Below are 18037 nucleotides of genomic sequence, written 5' to 3'. Positions count from 1 at the left end.
ATCAACTTCTGCTGCAGCTGGGTGTCTGCGAGAAAGCCTGCGACTATAGCAGCTTCCGTATCGCGTCGCAGCAAGGGGCTGCGAAAAATTGAAGGCGTGGCAATCGATTCGGCCGGCTTGACCACGGCGAAGCGCTGCGCTGCCAACGGCATCGGGTGCAGCTGCTCGCCGATGCCTTCGACGAATGCGTTGTGGCCGCCGATGAAGAACGGCACGTCGGCGCCCAGCGTCAGGGCGATGCGCAGCAGGTGCTCGCGCGGCCAGTGCAGCTCCCACAGGCGGTTCAGCGCAAGCAAGGTGCTGGCCGCATCCGAGCTGCCGCCGCCCAGCCCGGCGCCCCAGGGCACGGACTTGAGCAGCGAAATGTCGGCACCGAACCTGCAGCCACTCGCCGCCTGCAGCGCGCGCGCGGCGCGCAGGCTCAGGTCGTCCTCCGGCAAGGCGGCCCCCAGGTCGTGACGCTGCAGGTGACCGTCGTCGCGACGTTCGAAGTGCAGCGTGTCGCACCAGTCGATCAGCACGAAGACCGACTGCAGCAGGTGATAGCCATCGGCACGGCGGCCGATCACGTGCAGGAAGAGATTCAGCTTGGCCGGCGCCGGCACCTCGTAGAGCGCGCGCAGGCTCACGAAGGGCTGTCCAGCTTCGCGCGCACCGTGACCACCGGTGCGGCCTGGCGCCGCGCCTCGACCCAGCCTTCCTGCCAGCGGGTCAGGCTGATCTGCCAGCCGAGTTGCTCGAAGCCGGCTTCCCCATCGCTGCGTGGCTGCGACGCAGCGCCAGGCCAGGCGCGACCGCGCAGCCAGTCGAACAATGCGGCGATCGGAATGCGCTCGCCCAGCGCGTCGACGGCCAAGGACTCGAGGTCGGGATATTCGTTGCGCTGGCCGCCGCTGACGAGGCTGGCCTCGCCGGGGGCCCAGCGCGCCTGGGCTGCGGTGGTGCCGAGCGGGCCGCTGAGCACCAGTTCGCCCTGGCGGGGAGTGCCGCTGAGCTCGAAGCTGGCGCTCACGCTGCGCGGTGGCGTGCTGTCGATGCGCACGGCAAGCCGGCCCGCGAGCAGTTCACCTGGCGCCGTCGCGCGCGGCGTCGCACAGGCGGCCAGCAGGCTGGCCGCGGCGACGCACAGCCCGCGCCTCAGCGCGGACGTCACAGTCCGACCTTGAGCCGCGCCAGTGTCTCGCGCAGCACCTCGTTGTTGGCATCACGGCCACGGGCGTCCTGCCAGATGCGGCGGGCTTCGTCGCGTTCGCCCATGGCCCAGAGCACTTCGCCGAGGTGGGCGGCGATCTCGGTGTCGGGCCTGGCGCGGTAGGCCTGCCGCAGCAGGCGGGCGGCCTCGTCGCGGTTGCCCATGCGGTATTCGACCCAGCCGAGGCTGTCGGTGATGAACGGATCCCCGGGCGACAGATCGAGCGCCTTGCGGATCAGCTCGCGCGCCTCGGGCAGACGCTGGTTGCGGTCGGCCAGCGAGTAGCCCAGCGCATTGTGCGCATGCGGATGCTCGGGTTTCAGCGCGATCACGCGGCGCAGCAGGCGCTCCATTTCGGGGAAGCGTTCGATCTTCTCCTCGGCCATCGCCTGCTCGTAGATCAGGTCGACGTCGTCGGTGAAGCGCTTGTTGGCGTCGGCCAGCAGGTCGGCCGCGTCGCGCCAGCGCTTGGCGTCGCGCAGCAACTGGGCCTCGGCCAGGAGCTTGGCGCGCGCGTCATCGGGCTGGCGCTCGGGCACTGCGCGGATCAGCGCGCGCGCTTCCTTCAGCTTGCCCTGGCGCAGGAGCAGCGAGGCGCGGCGCGATTGCACCTCCAGAGCACGCTTGGGGTTGTCGATGCGCGCCAGCCAGGCTTCGGCGGCCTTCAGGTCGCCCCGTTGCTCGGCGGCCTGAGCCAGCAGCAGCCAGGCCTGCGTCAGGCCGCGGTCGCCGCCAGTGGCATCGTCATCGTCGCCTTCAGCGGCGCTGGCCGCAGGCGCAGGCGCGGGCACGGCGGACTGGTTGACGAGCTCGACGAACTTCAGCAGGGCGGTCTCGGCCTCGCGTGGGCGCTTCAGTTCCAGCCGCAACGCCCCCAGCGACAGCCACGGCTCGGGCGCCTGCGGTCGGGCCAGCGTCAGCGCTTCGAGCTGTTGCGTGGCGTCGGCATAGCGCTGCGACTGCGTCAGCATGCGCACATAGGCCAGGCGCACCGCGGGCTCGCTGTCGGGCAGTGCCAGGTAGTCGGTGAGGATGCGTTCGGTCTCTGCGGGTCCGGGCAGCATGTCCAGCGCCAGCAGCGCGGGGCCGATCGCCTTGGGCTCGAGCGCCTGGGCCTGGCGTGCCAGGTCTGCCGCCGGCGCGCTCTGGCCCGCGGCGAAGTTCGCGCGACCCAGCGCCACCAGCGCCGCGCCGCGGGTGCTGGCGTCGTTGCGATAGGGTTCCAGCACCTGCTCGACCAGCGCCAGCGCCTGCTGGCGGTCAGACACGCGCTGCAGCAGCCGGGGCAGGGCGGCAATCAGGGCCGGCCGCTCGATCACCGGCGTGGCGGCCAGCCAGCTCGACAGCGGCGCCGCCATGTCCGGCACCCGGCCCAGGCCCAGCAGGATCTGCGCTTCATAGCGCATCGCCTCGACCGACTTGGGTTTGGCCTGGCGCCAGGCACGCGTGGCCACCAGCGCCTGTTCGCCGGCGCCGGCCTGCCGCGCGATGTCGACGCAGCGTTGGTAGAGCCCGTCGTCACCGGTGCGACGGGCGGCGTCCAGCAGCACCTGGAATGCCGTGCCGGCCAGGCCGGCCGAGAGCTCGAACTCGCCGATCAGCAGCTGGTAGAACAGGGCTTCGTCGAGCGCCGAATTGCTGGGTTCGCTCGGCGCCTGCGCCCACGCCCCCGGCGTGCACAACGCAGCGGCAGCCGCCGCCGCGATCCATCGCCGCATGCCGCTGGTGCGGGCTTTCCGGTCGGCCATCGTCGCTCCTACAAACAGGGTCTGATTCTATTGGCGGCCCATAATTCCCGAATGCCCGAGTTGCCTGAGGTCGAAGTGACACGCATCACGCTGGCCGACCGCCTGAACGGTGGTCGCGTCACCGCGGCGCGCCTGGGCAAGCCACTGCGCTGGCCGCTGGGCTGTCCGCCCGAGCGGCTGCACGGGTTGCGCATCGGCGCGATGAGCCGGCGCGGCAAGTACCTCTGGCTGCCGCTGCAGGGCGCCGACGATGCCGGCGGGCTGCTGATGCACCTGGGCATGTCCGGCTCGCTGAACCTGGCGGACGCTCCGCCGCCGGCTGGACTGCACGACCACTTCGAGCTCGTCACCGACCGCGGCACGCTGCGGCTGACCGATCCGCGGCGCTTCGGTGCCATCGTCTGGTCCGACGCCATCGACGTGGCCCCGGCCGCCCAGTTGCTGGCGCGGCTCGGGCCGGAGCCCTTCGATCCGGCCCTGACGCCTGCGGCGTTCCACCGCTCGCTGCGCGCGCGGCGCACGACGATCAAGGCGGCCCTGCTGTCGGGCGAACTGATCGTCGGGGCCGGCAACATCTACGTCAGCGAAGCGCTGTTCCGGGCGGGCATCGATCCGCGCGCGCGCTGCGACAAGATCAGCCGCCCGCGCAGCGAGAAGCTGCTGGCCGCGTTGCGGCAGACCCTGGCGCAGGCCATCTCGCTGGGCGGTTCGACCCTGCGCGATTTCCGCGACGCGCATGGCATGAGCGGCGCATTCCAGGAGCAGGCGCTGGTCTACGGTCGCGAGGGCCAGCCCTGCGGCCATTGCGGCGGGCCGATCCGGCGCATCGTGCAGGGCCAGCGCTCCACGTTCTTCTGCCCGCATTGCCAGCGCCGCTGATGCGTGGCGTGCGAGCACGGGCGCCGACAAAGCGAGAAAAAGTGCCGCGGCGCGTGCGCTAGGATGGACTCCATCCTAGGCGGTGCGCTCCCCATGTCCACGACCCTGTCGCGTGATCTCGATTCGCTGGCCGAATGGCGGCGCAGCCTCGATCGTCGCATCGAGCTCTTCGGCACGCTGCTGACCGACCAGGACCTGCTTGATGCCGATGGCGCCGCGCTGGCCGCCGGCCTGCGCCAGCGCCTGGCCTCCGATCGCCTGGTGCTGGCCTTCGTGGCCGAGTTCTCGCGTGGCAAGTCGGAGCTGATCAACGCGCTGTTCTTCGCCGACAACGGCCGCCGCGTGCTGCCGGCCACGCCGGGGCGAACGACGATGTGCCCGGTCGAGCTGGCGTGGGATCCGCAAGAGTCGCCCCTGCTGTCGCTGCTGCCGATCGGCACGCGGCGCGGCGGGCAGCCCGTCTCCGCGTTGCGCCAGCGCAGCGAGCTGTGGCAGCACCACGTGCTGCCGGTCAGCGATCCCGCCGCGCTGGCCGCGGTGCTCGAGGAGGTCACGCGGACCCAGCGCGTCTCGATGGGCGAGGCGCGCGAACTGGGGCTGTGGGACGACGAGCATCCCGAAGACAACCCGCCGCGTGACGAGCACGACCAGGTCGAGATTCCTGCCTGGCGCCACGCGCTGATCAACTACCCGCATCCGCTGCTCAAGCGCGGCCTCGTGGTGGTGGACACGCCGGGGCTGAATGCGATCGGTGCCGAGCCCGAGCTCACGCTGGGCCTGCTGCCGTCGGCCCATGCCATCGTGTTCCTGCTTGCCGCCGACACCGGCGTAACGCGCTCCGACCTGTCGATCTGGCGCGACCACCTGGGCGACCGCTCGCTCGAGCGCTTCGTCGTGCTGAACAAGATCGACATCCTGAACGATCCGCTGCTGGATGCCGCGCAGGTGCAGGCCCAGGTGCGGCAGCAATGCGCCTCGGTGTCCGAGACCCTGGGCATCCCGCTGCAGCGCGTGTTCCCGATGTCCGCGCGCGAGGCCTTGATGGCCCGGCTCGGCAATGCCGAGACGCAGGCCGACGGCGGTCTGCCGGCGCTCGAGCATGCGCTGGCCAGCGAACTGCTGCCGCAACGCAGCGCGGTGATCGGCCGCATGGTTGAAGACGGCGTGCTGGTGCTGCAGCAGCGCGCGCTGCGCCGCGTGGCCGACCGCCGCCGCCAGGTGACCGAACAACTGCTGGACCTGCGGGGCCTGCGCGGCAAGAGCAGCGCGAAGCTGCAGCTGATGAGCCGCCGCTTCGAAACCGATGCCACCAGCTTCGAGCAATGCATGCCGCGGCTGGCGGCGCTGCGCACGGTGCAGGCACGCCACCTGCGCGAGCTGCTGCGCCTGCTGTCGGCCGACCGCGTGCGAGCCGAGATCGCCCGCATGCAGAGCGACAGCGAGGCCAGCTTCTTCAAGCTTGGTGCCGGCAAGGCCTTTGCCCGTCTGGGCGAGCGGCTGCGCGGCGTGTTCGACGAGGTCGACAAGGCCATCGACGAACTCGACCAGATGCTGGCTGCCAGCCACCGCCAGCTGAATGCCGACTTCGGCTTCGCGCTGGCCGCGTCGCCGAAGCCGCAGCTCGATGGCTACCGCCGCGAGCTGCAACGCATCGAGGCCAGCTACAGCCGCTACTTCGGCATCACCAAGCTGTGGCGCCTGTCGGAGCCCGGCTTCCTGTCGCAGTTCCTGCAGGTGCTGCTGTCGCGCCTGCGCGTGGTGTTCGAGAACGCCGCGGTCGAGATCGAGCTGTGGAGCAAGACGGCCGGCACGCAGCTCGAATCGCAGCTGCGTGAGCGTCGCCGCAGCCTGCAGCACCGGCGCGAGGCCTTCAACCGCATCCAGGCGGCCGAGGGCGAGCTGGAGCAGCGCATCGCCGAAGTCGAGTCGCAGGACCAGCGGCTGCAACAGGCCGGCGAACGCATCGATGCCGCAGTCGATGCGCTGCGCATCCTGGCCGCCTCGCCGCCGCGTGCCGAAGCGGCGGCCTCGGAAAGCACCGGGCCGCGCTTGTCGCTGGTGCATTCGGCCGCCGGGCAGGTATCGCGCGGCGCCGCATGACGGCGGCTTCGCTGGCCGCCCGGCTGGTGGCCTGGCAGCGCAGCCATGGCCGGCACGACCTGCCGTGGCAGAACACGCGTGATCCCTACCGGGTGTGGCTGTCGGAAATCATGCTGCAGCAGACCCAGGTCAGCACCGTGCTCGCCTACTACCCGCGCTTCCTGCAGCGCTTTCCCGATGTCGCGAGCCTCGCCGCTGCGCCGCAGGATGACGTGCTGGCGCTGTGGAGCGGCCTCGGCTACTACAGCCGGGCCCGCAATCTGCACCGTTGTGCGCAGGTGGTGGTGGCCGAGCACGGGGGCGCGTTTCCGCGCAGCAGCAGCGCGCTGGCCGAGTTGCCCGGCATCGGGCGCTCGACCGCGGCGGCCATTGCCGCCTTCTGCTTCGGCGAGCAGGTGGCCATCCTCGACGGCAACGTCAAGCGCGTGCTGACGCGGGTGCTGGGTTTCGGCGACGACCTGGCCGAGCCGCGCCACGAGCGCGCGCTGTGGCAGCAGGCCCAGGCGCTGGTGCCTGCGCAGGACGTGGAGGCCTACACGCAGGGCCTGATGGACCTGGGTGCCACGCTGTGCAGTGCGCGCCGACCGGCCTGCCTGCTGTGCCCCTGGGCCGAGCCCTGCGTCGCGCGGGCCGCGGGCGAGCCCGAGGCCTACCCGGTGAAGACCCGCAAGCTCAAGCGCGGCCAGCGCAGCAACAGCCTGCTGCTGCTGACGCGCGCCGATCAGCTGTGGCTGGTGCAGCGGCCGCAGACGGGCGTCTGGGCCGGCCTGTGGAGCGTGCCGGACTTCGAGGACGACGACGCGCTGCTGGCGTTGACGTCCCAGGGCCCGGGCCAGGCGCAGCCCTGGCCCGCCCTGACCCATGTGCTGACGCACTTCGATTGGCGGCTCAAGCCCTGGCACTGGGCCCTGCCGGCGCGTACCGCGGCAGCTGCCCGCCAGCGCATCGAAGCCGCCCTGCCGGCGGGGCGCTGGCACGCGCGGTCGGATGTGCTGGCACTCGGACTGCCGGCGCCGGTGCGGCGGCTGATCGAGCAACTGCCCGCCTGAGCGCCCGGCGCGGCCGCGCTCAGCGGTCCTGCACCACGCCCTTGCCGCGCAGGAACTCGTCGACCAGCTTCAGCCGCAGCGCGGGTTCCTGCAGTTCCATCAGCTTCTGCTTGGCGGCCAGCGAGATCGGCAGGATCTCGCACCAGCGGTTGGCCACCCAGCCGGCGTCGTCCATGTGGAACGGCTCGGTGAAGGGCACATGGCCCTGGGCGCGCAGCGATTCGATGGCATGCGACAGCGCCACGACCGTGGCAGACAATTCCGGCGGCGGTGCCAGCGGTGCGTCGGCATCGATCACGCGGACATCGGCCATCCACAGGCCGTCGGACTGCTCGCGCGGCGTGCCGGCCCGAAAGCGCTGGCCGCCCAGGCAGCGCACGCGCAGGATGCCGGGCTGCTCGGCATCCACGCTTTGCAGCGTCGCCAGCACGCCCACCGGCTCGAAGCGCACGCGCTCGTTGCCGGTTTGCCGCAGGTCCGAGCCCTGGTTGAGGCAGACCACGCCGAAGGCGGTGTTCTCGCGCAGGCAGCGACTCACCAGGTCGAGATACCGCGCCTCGAACACCTTCAGGCTCAGCAGCCCGCCCGGGAACAGCACGGTTTGCAGCGGGAACAGCGGCAGGGCCGGCAGCTCAGTCAATCGATCGCATCCAGTTCACGGTGTCGCACCAGCGTAGCACCGTGGCCCGCAAAGCGCTGGCTCAGTTGTTCAACGATGTAGACCGAACGGTGCTGGCCGCCGGTGCAGCCAATGGCCACGGTGACGTACGCGCGCTGGTCGGTGGCCAGCGCCGGCAGCCAGCGGCGCAGGAAGGCTTCGATCTGCGCCAGCATCTCGCCGGCCTCGGGCTGTTCGCCCAGGTACTGGGCCACCGGCGCATCGCGTCCGGACAGCGGGCGCAGCTCGCGCACGTAGTACGGGTTCGGCAGCATGCGCACGTCGAACACGTAGTCGGCATCCAGCGGCACGCCGTACTTGAACGCGAAGGATTCGAACACCAGCGTCAGCCGGTCGTGCGGCGCGGCCACCAGGTCGCGCACCTGCGCGCGCAGGCCGGCCGGGCGCAGCGTGCTGGTGTCGATGACGGTGGAGACCTCGCGCAGCTCGGCCAGCAGCAGGCGTTCGAGCTCGATGGCTTCGACCAACGCATGCTGCGGCTCGCCAATGCTGCCCGGCTGGCTCAAGGGGTGCGGGCGCCGGGTTTCCGAGAAGCGGCGCAGCAGCGTGTCGGTGCTGGCATCCAAAAAGAGCGGCCGTATCGTCACGCCTTCACCGCGCAGCTCGAAGATCAGCGGCACCAGCGCCGGCAGCGACTTGGCCGCGCGCACGTCCACCGCAATCGCCACGCGCTCGGTGTAGCGCTCGTGCTCCAGGCGCATGTAGTCGCGCAGCAGCTCGGGCGGCAGGTTGTCGACGCAGAAGTAGCCGGCGTCCTCCAGCGCATGCAGCGCCACCGACTTGCCCGAGCCGGAGATGCCGGTGATCAGCACCAGCTCGCGCGGGCGGACCGCGGGGCCTGGCGTGGTCTCGCTCATGCCTGCGTGCGGCGCCGGGCCGGCGAAGCGGAGGGCGGTGGCGGCAAGGGCGGCGCGGCCTGCAGCATGGCCTGCGCATGCGCCAGGCTGGTGCCGGCCATGCGCTCGCCGCCGAGCATGCGTGCCACCTCGGCCACGCGCGCCTCGCCGACGACCGGCTGCACCGCGCTGGCGGTCTGCCCGCCGCGCTGCGACTTCGACACGACGTAGTGCTGGTCGGCGCAGGCGGCGACCTGCGCCAGGTGGGTGACGGCCAGCACCTGGCGTTCGCGGCCCAGCTGCTTCATCAGCGCGCCGACGGTGTCGCCCACGGCGCCGCCGATGCCGGCGTCGATCTCGTCGAAGATCAGCGTCGCCGCGCCCCCGCCGGCACGCACCGTGGTGACCGCGATCGCCAAGGCCAGCCGCGAGAGCTCGCCGCCCGAGGCCACCTTGGCCAGCGGCCGCGGCGTGCTGCCGGCGTGGCCCGCCACCGCGAACTCCACCGACTCCAGGCCGAAGCTCTGCGGCGCGGCGACGGCCGGCAGCTGCACTTCGAAGCGGCCGCCGGCCATGCCCAGGGTCTGCATGGCCTGGGTCACGGCGGTGGACAGCGACGCGGCCGCCCGCTGCCGCGCGGCAGTGACCTGTTTCGCCTCGGCGTGATAACCCTTGTCTGCAGCGGCCAGGGCCTGCTCGAGCGCGGCCAGGTCGGTGGCCTGTTCCAGGGCCTGCAGTTCCGCGCGCCATTGCGCCAGCAGCGAGGGCAGCTCCTCGGGCGGGCGGCGGTAGCGGCGCGCCAGGCTCATCCAGGCCGACAGGCGCGCGTCGACCTCGGCCAGGCGGTCGGGGTCGAGCTCGGCATGGCCGAGGTAGCTGTTCAGCGTGTGCGCGGCGTCCTGCAGCTGCACCAGCGCGCCCTGCAGCACCTCGATCACCGGCTGCAGCCGCGCGGCATCGTGCCCGGCCACGTCCTGCAGCGCGTCGAGCGCGCGGGCGGCCAGGCCTTCGGCATGCGTCTCGCCGTCGCTGATGGCGTCCAGCGCCAGCCGCGCCGCGTCGATCAGCGATTGCGCATGGGCCAGGCGCTGGTGCTCGGCACTGAGCTCGGCCCACTCGCCTTCGGCCGGTGCCAGCTTGTCGAGTTCGCCGATCTGCCAGGCCAGGCGCTCGCGTTCGCGCAGGATCTCGTCGCTGCGCTCGCGGGCCCGCTCCAGGGCTTCGGCGGCGGCCTTGCGTGCGGCAAAGGCCTCCGCCAGCGGGCGGGTGTCGATGCCGGCCTGGCCGTCGAGCAGTTCGCGCGTGGCGGCCGGCCGCGTCAGGCCCTGCCAGGCGTGCTGGCCGTGGATGTCCAGCAGCTGGTCGGCCAGCTCGCGCAGCTGCGTCACGGTGGCCGCGCTGCCATTGATCCAGGCGCGGCTCTTGCCCTGCGCGTCGATGGTCCGGCGCAGCAGCAGCGTGTCCTCGGCCTCGAAGCCGGCCTCCTCGAGCCAGTGGCCCAGCGTGGCCGGCACATCGAACTCGGCGCTGACCTCGGCGCGCGATGCGCCTTCGCGCACCATACCCGCATCGCCGCGGCTGCCCAGTGCCAGCTGCAGGGCGTCGATCAGGATCGACTTGCCCGCGCCGGTCTCGCCGGTCAGCACCGAGAAGCCGGCGTGGAAGTCGAGTTCGAGCGTCGGCACGATCACGAAATCGCGCAGCGTCAGGCGCCGGAGCATCAGGGCTCCCCCTGCGGGCAGTTCACTACACCACTCCCTCGTACCAGCGCAGCTTGCGCCGCAGCGTGGCGTAGTAGCTCCAGCCGCGCGGGTGCAGGAAGCGCACCTTGTGGGCCGAGCGCTGCACGCGCACCTGGTCGCCGTGCAGCAGGCTGGCCAGGCGCTGCATGTCGAAATTGGCCGACGCATCGCGCCCGGCCACCACGGTGATGCGGACCTCGCCGCTGTCGGGCAGCACGATCGGCCGGTTCGAGATGGTGTGCGAGGCGATCGGCACCAGCACCCAGCCGGCAATGCCCGGGTGCAGGATGGGGCCGCCGGCCGACAGCGAATAGGCGGTGGAGCCGGTGGGCGACGCGACGATCAGGCCGTCGGCCCGGATGTTCGCGACGAACTCCTCGCCGATGTCCACCCGCAGCTCGACCATGCCGGCCGTGGCACCGCGGCTGACGACCACGTCGTTCATCGACAGACCTTCGAAGATGCGGTGGTCGTCGCGCCAGACTTCGCTTTCGAGCATGCTGCGATGCTCTTCCTCGAAGTCGCCCGCCAGCATGGGCGCGAGTGCTTCGCGGAACTGGCCGATCGGCACGTCGGTGATGAAGCCCAACCGCCCCTGGTTGATGCCCACCAGCGGCACGCCGTAGCGCGCCAGTTCGCGCGCAAAGCCCAGCATCGTGCCGTCGCCGCCGACCACCACGGCCAGGTCGCAGCGCGCACCGATCTGCTCCGGCGTGAGTGCGTCGTACTCGGCCACGCCGGTGTTCTGCGCGGTCTGCTGCTCGAACGAGACCTCCAGGCCCTCGCGCGTCAGGAAGCCGGCAATCTCTTCGAGCACCGGCCGGATACCGTCGGCCTGGTATTTGCCGACCAGCGCGGCGTGGTGGAAACGTCGTGCCATAGCGGGAAGCGGGGGAATGCGGCGGATTACACCACAGCGATGTGGCATGGCGCCCCCAGGGCGTGGGACGGCACGCGCGGCGTCCGTACAATGAAAATCTCCATGGACGAGCGCGCCCGCAGCCTGCTGAAGACCCTGGTCGAACGCTACATCGCCGACGGCCAGCCGGTGGGCTCGCGCACCTTGTCGCGTGCCTCGGGGCTGGAACTGTCGGCGGCCACCATTCGCAACGTGATGGCCGACCTGGAAGAGATGGGCCTGATCGCCAGCCCCCATACCTCGGCCGGCCGCGTGCCCACGCCGCGCGGCTACCGCGTGTTCGTCGACACGATGCTGACCGCGCGGCCGATCGACCTGCAGCATGCCCCGCCCGACATCGCCGGTGTGCGCGAGCAGCTGCACCCGGACCAGCCGCAGCGGGTCATCGCCCAGGCGGCCCAGCTGCTGTCCAACCTGTCGCAGTTCGTTGGCGTCGTCACCACGCCGAAGCGGGCCAGCATGTTCCACCACATCGAGTTCCTGCGCCTGGGCGAGAAGCGGGTGCTGGTGATCCTGGTGTCGACCGATGGCGACGTGCAGAACCGCGTGATCTTCACGCAGCGCGACTACACGCAGGCCGAGCTGGCGGAGGCCACCGCGCTGCTCAACAACCACTACGCCGGGCTGGCAATCGATGAGGTGCGGCAGCGCCTGCGCACCGAGATCGATTCGCTGCGCGACGAGATCGCGCTGCTGATGAAGGCGGCGGTCCAGCCGGGCAACGACGTGCTCGGCGACGACACCGGCCAGGTGGTGGTGTCCGGCGAGCGCAACCTGCTGGGCGTGCAGGACTTCGGCAACGACCTGGGCTCGCTGCGCAAGATGTTCAACCTGTTCGAGCAGAAGACCGAGCTGATGCGCCTGCTCGAGAACTCCAGCCGCGCCGAAGGCGTGCGCATCTACATCGGCGGCGAATCGGGCGTGGTGCCCTACGAGGAGCTCTCGGTCGTCTCGGCGCCCTACGAAGTGGACGGCCGCATCGTCGGCACGCTGGGGGTGATCGGGCCCACCCGCATGGCCTACGACCGCATGATCCAGCTGGTGGACATCACCTCGCGGCTGGTGGGCAACGCGTTGTCCACGCCCAAGGGCTGATCCGCGGCGTCATCGGCCCGGCGGCGCCAGCGCCCGGGTGCGTGCGGCCTCGTCGACCAACCACTGCACGAGCTGCTGCCGCGCCGGCGAGTCGCCGCCGCGGCGCTGGACCAGCCAATACGCAAAGTCAGCGGCCAGCGGTTGGCCGCGCGTGCGCAGCGCCACCAGCCGGCCATCGGCCACCAGCTGTGCCACCAGCGGCCAGCGGCCCAGCGCCAGGCCGTGGCCGGCCAGCGCGGCGAAGATCACCTGGTCGTACTGGTTGAAGCCTAGCCGTGCCCGCGGCTTCAGCGGCGGCAGGCCCAGCGGCGCCGTCCACTCGGGCCAGCGCAGCCAGGGGCGCGAGAGCTCGTCGTATTCCAGCAGGGTGACGCGGGCCAGCGCGTTGTCCTCGAACACCGGCGCCAGCCCCAGCGCCGGGCTGGCCACTGGCACGATGTGCTCGTCGAACAGCCTGAGCCTGCCTTGCGGATCCTGGTCGGCCGGGCCGTAGCGCAGCGCCAGGTCCACGGATTCGCGCTCCAGGTCGACCACGCGGTTGTGCGCACCGACCCGCACGTCCACCTTCGGATGGCTGGCCTGGAAATCGCCCAATCGTGGCAGCAGCCACAGCGAGACCAGGCCGATGGTCGAGGTCAGCGTCACCGGCTGCTCGCCGCTGCGCTGGCGCAGTGCCTCGATCTGGTCGCCCAGTTGCGTCAGCCAGGCATCGGCGATGCGGAACAGGCGTTCGCCGTCGAGCGTGAGCTCGAGCGCGCGGTGGCGACGGTGGAACAGCGGCCGCCCCAGGTGCTCCTCCAGCCCGCGGATCTGCCGGCTGATGGCCGACTGCGTGAGGAACAGGTCCTCCGCCGCCAGCGTCACGCTGCCGCGCCGGGCCACGGCGACGAAACCGCGCAGCAGGTCCAGCGGCGGCAGGCGGGCGAGCGGGCTATCCATGAGTCTGGCGCATGCCAACAGGGCGAATTTGTCGTTGGATTTTGCGCTCGTCCTCCTGTGGAATCACCTCATCGTCAACACGCATTGGAGTCCGACCATGAACGCAAGGCATCTGACAGTGGTCCCGCCCGTCCGCCCCCGGACGCCGGCGCTGCACAGCGCGATGACACTGGGCCGCGGCGACCTGGTCGCGCTGGAACTGCAGCCCGGTGATCGCCTGCGCAGCGATTGCGGCACCCTGTGGCTGACGGTCGACGGCGAGCAGCGCGACGTGCTGGTGGACGTGGGCCAGGTGCACCGCGCCGAGCGCGCCGGCATCGTCAACGTCTCGGCGCTGCGCGATGGCTGCCTGGTGGTGCTGAGCCGCCAGCCGCTGCGCTGGCACCGCGTCGGCGCCGTCAACGGCAACTGGCTGGGCCGGCTGCTGGCCAGCCTGGGCGAGACGCTGGCCACGCTGGCCCGCCACCTACAATCCGCGCCGCAGCACGCTGCGGGCCGTTAGCTCAGTTGGTCAGAGCAGAGGACTCATAATCCTTTGGTCGTTGGTTCAAGTCCAACACGGCCTACCAGTGAAAGCGTGCAGTAAGTCCACTCATGAGGGTTCCGTGGCGGGCGAACTAGTCACCATACCGGTCACCATATGCTGGTCGGTAGGGCTAGTGGCACTGATAGCTGGTGCCCTCTGCGATACAGGCCGGCGACTCGATGTCTTTCGCGCTTCCAGGGGACCCTCTAGGACGTAGCTGGATAGAGCTGGCGGGTGTCAACCCGGGTGAGGTTGATAGGCATCGACCTACGTTGGTCACGTTCCTAGCGTTCGACAAGGACAGGTCGGTCACAGGGCAGACAACGGTAGGCACCGGCTTCGTCATTGGCGCCGCAGATGACCTTGCGGTAGTCATCACTGCCAAGCACGTGCTCGATGGCGTCCATACGATCCAGACTCCGCATGCGCGTCACGCACTGTCGGCCCTGTTCGTTCCCGAGAGCCAGAGCCTGCCAACGCTCGACCCGGCGCGTTTGAAGGTCATTTGGATGGGCACCGATTCAGCTGGGCCGCTGAATGTCGCCTGGGCCTCTTTCAACCGATCATCCGATCTTGCCCTTTGTGTCGTCGAGCCGCAGCCTGTAGCCCCACCACCTTTCAAGCCATCAAGCGTTTTGCTGGACATGGCGGTGCCAGCGGTGGGAGAGGTTGTGCACATGGTCTCCATCGACGAGCAGAGCGCAGAAGAGTTGGTCCCACCTCAAAAGCGAGATGGGGCCGGGCAAGTCATGCGGATCAATCGCCGAGTCAGCATCAGGCGGGGCGTTGTGACCTCCGTACATCCGGATGGCTACAACCAATACCGCTGGCCGTGCTTCATGACAACCATTCCGGCACCTGGCGGAGCCAGCGGTGGATACGTCTATGTGCCGAGGGACGGTGAACCGATTGCGGCGTGCGGTGTCGTCTGCGCGGACCTCGACCCGTATCACCCGGGAATTGACCAGCGCCAGCCCGGCTCCTCACTTGTTGGTTGCTCCTGGCCGGCGATAGCGTTGCGCATGCCGCAGTATGTGCCTGCGCCTCGAGACGCTCCCACCATTGCGGTGCTGGACGCTATGAAGCTTGGCAACCTCCCTTCGGCCGTCGGCGGCATGGACCGTTTCAGCATCGAGGCCCTGCCCGACGGGGACTATCGCCTGAGGTCTCGGGCGTGATCCATGCGGACAGCGATGGGGCACACTGCCTGCTGCCTCAACCCTTCGCCCTATAAGAGAAGACTTCGAGGAGCGGCCTACGACACAACGACCCCCATCGGACGGGCCATCCGCTTCTAGGACCCCCGGGGGTTGTCGCCAGCCTCGCTCGCGGTCGTGATCGTCAAAGCTTCTACATGGGCGACTCCTAAGTCGCCAAGGTCATCGCCGAAGAGCGATCCGCACGATGCAGATCTCGACACCACTTGAGACCTGCACATGATCTACATCGCACACTTCAGTTTCGAAACTCTCGGTCCGGCCCCATCCCTTGGGTACCTCACGACCGTGATCGAGGCGGACGACATCTCGTCCGCGACCGCTGGGCTTCGGTCGCATCTGCTGCGCCTGCACGCAGAGCAGGGGATGTTCTCGGTGCCGACCGAGATCACCCTGGTGAACTGTGTAGAGCTGCGGCGCGCACCGAGCGCCGGATTGATGATGCAGTATTGGTCTCCGCCGGGTGCAGGTTCAACCGAGATCTCGGCGGTGCTGCTCGACGCGTCGAACGATGACGCTGTCTCGTACCAGAGCTGTGGAGAGGAGCGCAACCCGGACGGAAGCCCCAGGTTGGAGCCGTTCCTTCGGGTGGGGGGTGATCCGGAAGCCTGTAAGCCCCCGTGACCCGAGTGGCGCAAGCCAAGGAGTCTCGGTCACAAGCGCCTGCCGAAAGGGTATGGTCATGGCATACATCAGCATATGCCGATTGACGATTTCAGGCTGGATTCTTGAGCCTGGCTGAGTCGGGTGATCTCATTCGTGCTGGCCCGCAAGGGGGTGCACCGATCTGACCTTGTGCACCCCCTTCCAGTGGGGACCTATGCACCCCCTTCGAGCAAGTGTTGGCGTGGCTTGCTGCTCCGCCCGCTGCCCCCCACAGTTTCACTGTGGGAGCGGGGCCATAAGACTGGGAAGACCAGATTCTCCGCGTCCGCGACGGTCGCGGCCTTCTCTAGCTGTCGCTTCATCGCCTGACGCGACAACGACAGCCCACAGATGTCATTGAGATACCGGGTCGTTTCCGTGTGGTTGCGGCCGAGCAGGACGAACGTCTCGATCATGAGCCTGCGCCGCTGCACGACCGCATCAGGTGTGTGCACCCCGGCCTTGTCTGGCTTCTCCAGGGCATGCTCTCGCCAGCGGTCAAGCATCGCAGGCATCGCAAGGCGCAGTCTGCGTCGATCTCCGAGTTGCGCCTTGGTCGGCAAAGTCTGCATCTCCTGGCGCTGGGCATCATTCAAGCCCAGCGCGGTAGAGATGCGGTGGGGTATGCCCCGGTGCTGTCGGTAGACCCAGAGACACGTCCGATGCCACGCCTCGCTCAGCACCGGATGCCGGAAGACTCCTCGAACCCGGTTGCTCAGGGTCTGATGGGTCGGATACCGCAAAACCAGCCAGTGCAGATCCGCCAGAGTGTTCAAGAACATGTGCTGGCGCGAGTGCTGCTGCATGCCACCGTGGCGGAGCACGGGCGGCACACCTCGGCATGCGAGTTCCAGATGAAGCTCCCAGGCGAGCAGAGGGTCGTCGACTGTCCCAAGGCGTACTAGCAGCGTCGAGGTCGGTTGGTGCCTGATGGACTGGACTGCGGCGACGAACCGTTCCGATGCTGCACGATCTCGCGCAAGTGACGCGTCCTTCTCAGCACGCAGACCTATCACAGTACGCAGCGTGTCTGTGTCCCACCAGGTGTCTTGTTCGAGGTTGTTGATGTCTTGATGCATGAACGAAAACGGCGGGCATGGTGCCCGCCGGATTCAGATGGTGTTGAGTGTTATGCCGCCTTGGTGCGCCTGCGTTCCTGCAACCAGTCCTTCAGCTCTCGCAGGTCGTCGGCATCGAGGTCTGCCGCTGTGATCTGCCCAGTCGTCGGGACTGGGGCCGTCATGTCTCTGATGATCTTGCGCGTCGTTGTCTCCAACGATTCCGGTCCCGGCTGTAGCAACTCCCAGCGAACCGTCGCCCACTGGTGGGGATTGGAGTCACGCTCCAGCGCGGCAGCCTTGGCCGAGTCCGCGATCTCGACCAGGTGCGGGATGGCTCGGAGCACTGCTTGTTTCTCCAGAAGCGTTGCCTTGCCGATCTCGAACCGATCGCTCAGTTCGGTCAGCACTTCATCGAGCTCAGGGGGGATCGTCAGCAACAGCCGGGGCCGCTTGCCTGTTGCTGGCCGCCCGGGGCGCCTCTTCGCGCGCCGGGCGCCGTCAGCCGTGAGATCCGGGGTCTTGTCTTCCTTGTTGTCCATTTTTCTAGTTTTCGTTTCGGGATGCGTCCCGTGGCGTTGCCTCAGCCCGTGAGGCATCGCCAGTATAAGCATACAACAAATGTTTTTCAAGACACTTTATGCATCTATGTATGTTGATAACTTAACATCTTTGCCGCCATGGTCCGCACAGCGATGATCGTCGCCCGAGACACCGCGAACCGGCGTGCGACCTCTGACACCGAGACGCCCGACTCCAGCGCGCTACAGATCTCGCGCTGCTGCGTCGGGGTGGTCTTAGCCGGGCGACCGAGCTTCTTGCCCTCCTGGCGGGCTCTAGCGAGCCCTGCCTGCGTCCGCTCGACCAGGAGGTCGCGCTCCATCTCGGCGACCGCTGAAAGCATCGCCAGCATGAGCTTGCCCGCCGGGGCGGTCAGGTCCTGTCCACCCAGGGCAAGCACCACGACCCTGATGTCGCGGTCCGCCAGGTGGCGCACACACTGCTGAACGTCGATTGCGTCTCTGCCGAGCCGGTCCAGTTTTGAGACGATGAGCGTCTCGCCATCCCGAATCTTGTCCAGAAGCGCGGCGAACTGCGGTCGCTGCATGGCCGGCACCTTGCCCGACACGCCGCGATCCTCAAACCAAAAGTCAACCTGGTGACCGCTCCGCTCGATCTCCAGCCGCTGGTTCTCGGTGTGCTGCTGATCGGTACTGACCCTCCCGTATCCGAACGTCGCCATCTTTCGCCCTCCTGTTGGAAATGGGTGTCAGCCTAGCGGATGCGTTGGAAAACTGGAAGGCTATATTTCCGACAGTCTTGGCGCAGACCCGCAGTCGGTGTTGGAAACCGGTCAGTTTTCTACGCCGCTCCAATTGCACGTTGCAACTGTGTCAGCCAAACTTCGTCCCA

At 69.0% G+C, this 18037-nt stretch carries 18 protein-coding genes and 1 tRNA gene; 8 read left to right on the top strand and 11 right to left on the bottom strand.

Features of this window, described 5'->3' with window-relative positions:
- From ispE to ACILR4_RS11705, 3 genes are all read right to left on the bottom strand, one after another.
- A partial coding sequence (gene ispE / locus ACILR4_RS11715) for a 4-(cytidine 5'-diphospho)-2-C-methyl-D-erythritol kinase (protein ID WP_395701031.1) occupies positions 1-629 on the bottom strand: 629 nt, incomplete at its 3' end.
- The gene (locus tag ACILR4_RS11710; RefSeq protein WP_395701030.1) at positions 626-1153 is read right to left on the bottom strand and encodes an outer membrane lipoprotein LolB; all 528 of its coding nucleotides are present in this window, start codon (positions 1151-1153) and stop codon (positions 626-628) included. The genes ispE and ACILR4_RS11710, both read right to left, overlap by 4 nt.
- Positions 1150-2940, bottom strand: a complete 1791-nt coding sequence (locus tag ACILR4_RS11705) for a tetratricopeptide repeat protein (RefSeq protein WP_395701029.1) — start codon at positions 2938-2940, stop codon at positions 1150-1152. The genes ACILR4_RS11710 and ACILR4_RS11705 overlap by 4 nt, the downstream gene beginning before the upstream one ends.
- Before the next feature lie 51 nt (positions 2941-2991).
- Between ACILR4_RS11705 and mutM the strand changes: the two genes are divergently transcribed.
- The 3 genes from mutM (at position 2992) to mutY (ending at position 6968) form a co-directional block, all read left to right on the top strand.
- Complete coding sequence (gene mutM, locus ACILR4_RS11700) at positions 2992-3819, top strand: bifunctional DNA-formamidopyrimidine glycosylase/DNA-(apurinic or apyrimidinic site) lyase (protein ID WP_395701028.1); 828 nt, start codon at positions 2992-2994, stop codon at positions 3817-3819.
- A gap of 93 nt (positions 3820-3912) precedes the next feature.
- A complete protein-coding gene (locus ACILR4_RS11695) occupies positions 3913-5919 on the top strand; it encodes a dynamin family protein (protein WP_395701027.1) in 2007 nt (668 codons plus the stop codon).
- Positions 5916-6968: an A/G-specific adenine glycosylase gene (gene mutY / locus ACILR4_RS11690; protein WP_395701026.1), complete on the top strand. Its 1053-nt coding sequence runs from the start codon at positions 5916-5918 to the stop codon at positions 6966-6968. The genes ACILR4_RS11695 and mutY overlap by 4 nt, the downstream gene beginning before the upstream one ends.
- 19 nt (positions 6969-6987) lie before the next feature.
- On the opposite strand, the gene ACILR4_RS11685 is transcribed toward mutY, so the two are convergent.
- The 4 genes from ACILR4_RS11685 to ACILR4_RS11670 are packed head-to-tail and all read right to left on the bottom strand — an operon-like array spanning position 6988 to position 11105.
- The gene (locus ACILR4_RS11685; protein WP_395701025.1) at positions 6988-7608 is read right to left on the bottom strand and encodes an LON peptidase substrate-binding domain-containing protein; all 621 of its coding nucleotides are present in this window, start codon (positions 7606-7608) and stop codon (positions 6988-6990) included.
- On the bottom strand, positions 7605-8504 hold the full coding sequence (gene rapZ, locus ACILR4_RS11680; protein ID WP_395701024.1) for an RNase adapter RapZ: 900 nt from the start codon (positions 8502-8504) through the stop codon (positions 7605-7607). Before rapZ ends, ACILR4_RS11685 begins: the two co-directional genes overlap by 4 nt.
- Positions 8501-10204 carry a DNA repair protein RecN gene (recN, locus tag ACILR4_RS11675; protein ID WP_395701023.1) on the bottom strand — a complete coding sequence of 568 codons (1704 nt, stop codon included), beginning with the start codon at positions 10202-10204 and terminating at the stop codon, positions 8501-8503. The genes rapZ and recN overlap by 4 nt, the downstream gene beginning before the upstream one ends.
- A gap of 25 nt (positions 10205-10229) precedes the next feature.
- Positions 10230-11105 (bottom strand): NAD kinase, encoded by an 876-nt coding sequence (locus tag ACILR4_RS11670; RefSeq protein ID WP_395701022.1) that lies wholly within the window; start codon positions 11103-11105, stop codon positions 10230-10232.
- 102 nt (positions 11106-11207) lie between these two features.
- Between ACILR4_RS11670 and hrcA the strand changes: the two genes are divergently transcribed.
- Positions 11208-12239 (top strand): heat-inducible transcriptional repressor HrcA, encoded by a 1032-nt coding sequence (gene hrcA / locus ACILR4_RS11665; RefSeq protein ID WP_395701021.1) that lies wholly within the window; start codon positions 11208-11210, stop codon positions 12237-12239.
- Positions 12240-12248: 9 nt separating this feature from the next.
- On the opposite strand, the gene ACILR4_RS11660 is transcribed toward hrcA, so the two are convergent.
- Positions 12249-13178: a LysR substrate-binding domain-containing protein gene (locus ACILR4_RS11660; protein WP_395701020.1), complete on the bottom strand. Its 930-nt coding sequence runs from the start codon at positions 13176-13178 to the stop codon at positions 12249-12251.
- 118 nt (positions 13179-13296) lie between these two features.
- Here ACILR4_RS11660 and ACILR4_RS11655 point away from each other — a divergent pair, with 118 nt between their 5' ends.
- The 4 genes from ACILR4_RS11655 (at position 13297) to ACILR4_RS11640 (ending at position 15545) form a co-directional block, all read left to right on the top strand.
- Positions 13297-13680: a DUF2917 domain-containing protein gene (locus ACILR4_RS11655; protein ID WP_395701019.1), complete on the top strand. Its 384-nt coding sequence runs from the start codon at positions 13297-13299 to the stop codon at positions 13678-13680.
- A tRNA-Ile gene (locus ACILR4_RS11650) sits at positions 13671-13747 on the top strand. The genes ACILR4_RS11655 and ACILR4_RS11650 overlap by 10 nt, the downstream gene beginning before the upstream one ends.
- Positions 13748-13976: 229 nt before the next feature.
- On the top strand, positions 13977-14882 hold the full coding sequence (locus ACILR4_RS11645; RefSeq protein WP_395701018.1) for a trypsin-like peptidase domain-containing protein: 906 nt from the start codon (positions 13977-13979) through the stop codon (positions 14880-14882).
- Between the two features lie 258 nt (positions 14883-15140).
- Positions 15141-15545 (top strand): hypothetical protein, encoded by a 405-nt coding sequence (locus ACILR4_RS11640; RefSeq protein WP_395701017.1) that lies wholly within the window; start codon positions 15141-15143, stop codon positions 15543-15545.
- A 194-nt stretch (positions 15546-15739) separates the two neighbouring features.
- On the opposite strand, the gene ACILR4_RS11635 is transcribed toward ACILR4_RS11640, so the two are convergent.
- The 3 genes from ACILR4_RS11635 to ACILR4_RS11625 form a co-directional block, all read right to left on the bottom strand.
- Positions 15740-16645, bottom strand: a complete 906-nt coding sequence (locus tag ACILR4_RS11635) for a hypothetical protein (RefSeq protein ID WP_395701016.1) — start codon at positions 16643-16645, stop codon at positions 15740-15742.
- Between the two features lie 50 nt (positions 16646-16695).
- Entirely contained in the window at positions 16696-17166 is a 471-nt protein-coding gene (locus ACILR4_RS11630) for a hypothetical protein (RefSeq protein WP_395701015.1), read from the bottom strand.
- A 104-nt stretch (positions 17167-17270) separates the two neighbouring features.
- Positions 17271-17867, bottom strand: a complete 597-nt coding sequence (locus ACILR4_RS11625) for a recombinase family protein (RefSeq protein WP_395701014.1) — start codon at positions 17865-17867, stop codon at positions 17271-17273.
- Positions 17868-18037: the final 170 nt, after the last annotated feature.

This window comes from Aquabacterium sp. (assembly GCF_044226965.1).
Taxonomy (GTDB): Bacteria; Pseudomonadota; Gammaproteobacteria; order Burkholderiales; family Burkholderiaceae_C; genus Pseudaquabacterium.
Note: the sequence above shows the minus strand (reverse complement) of the source record. Positions and strands in the feature narration are given on the sequence as shown.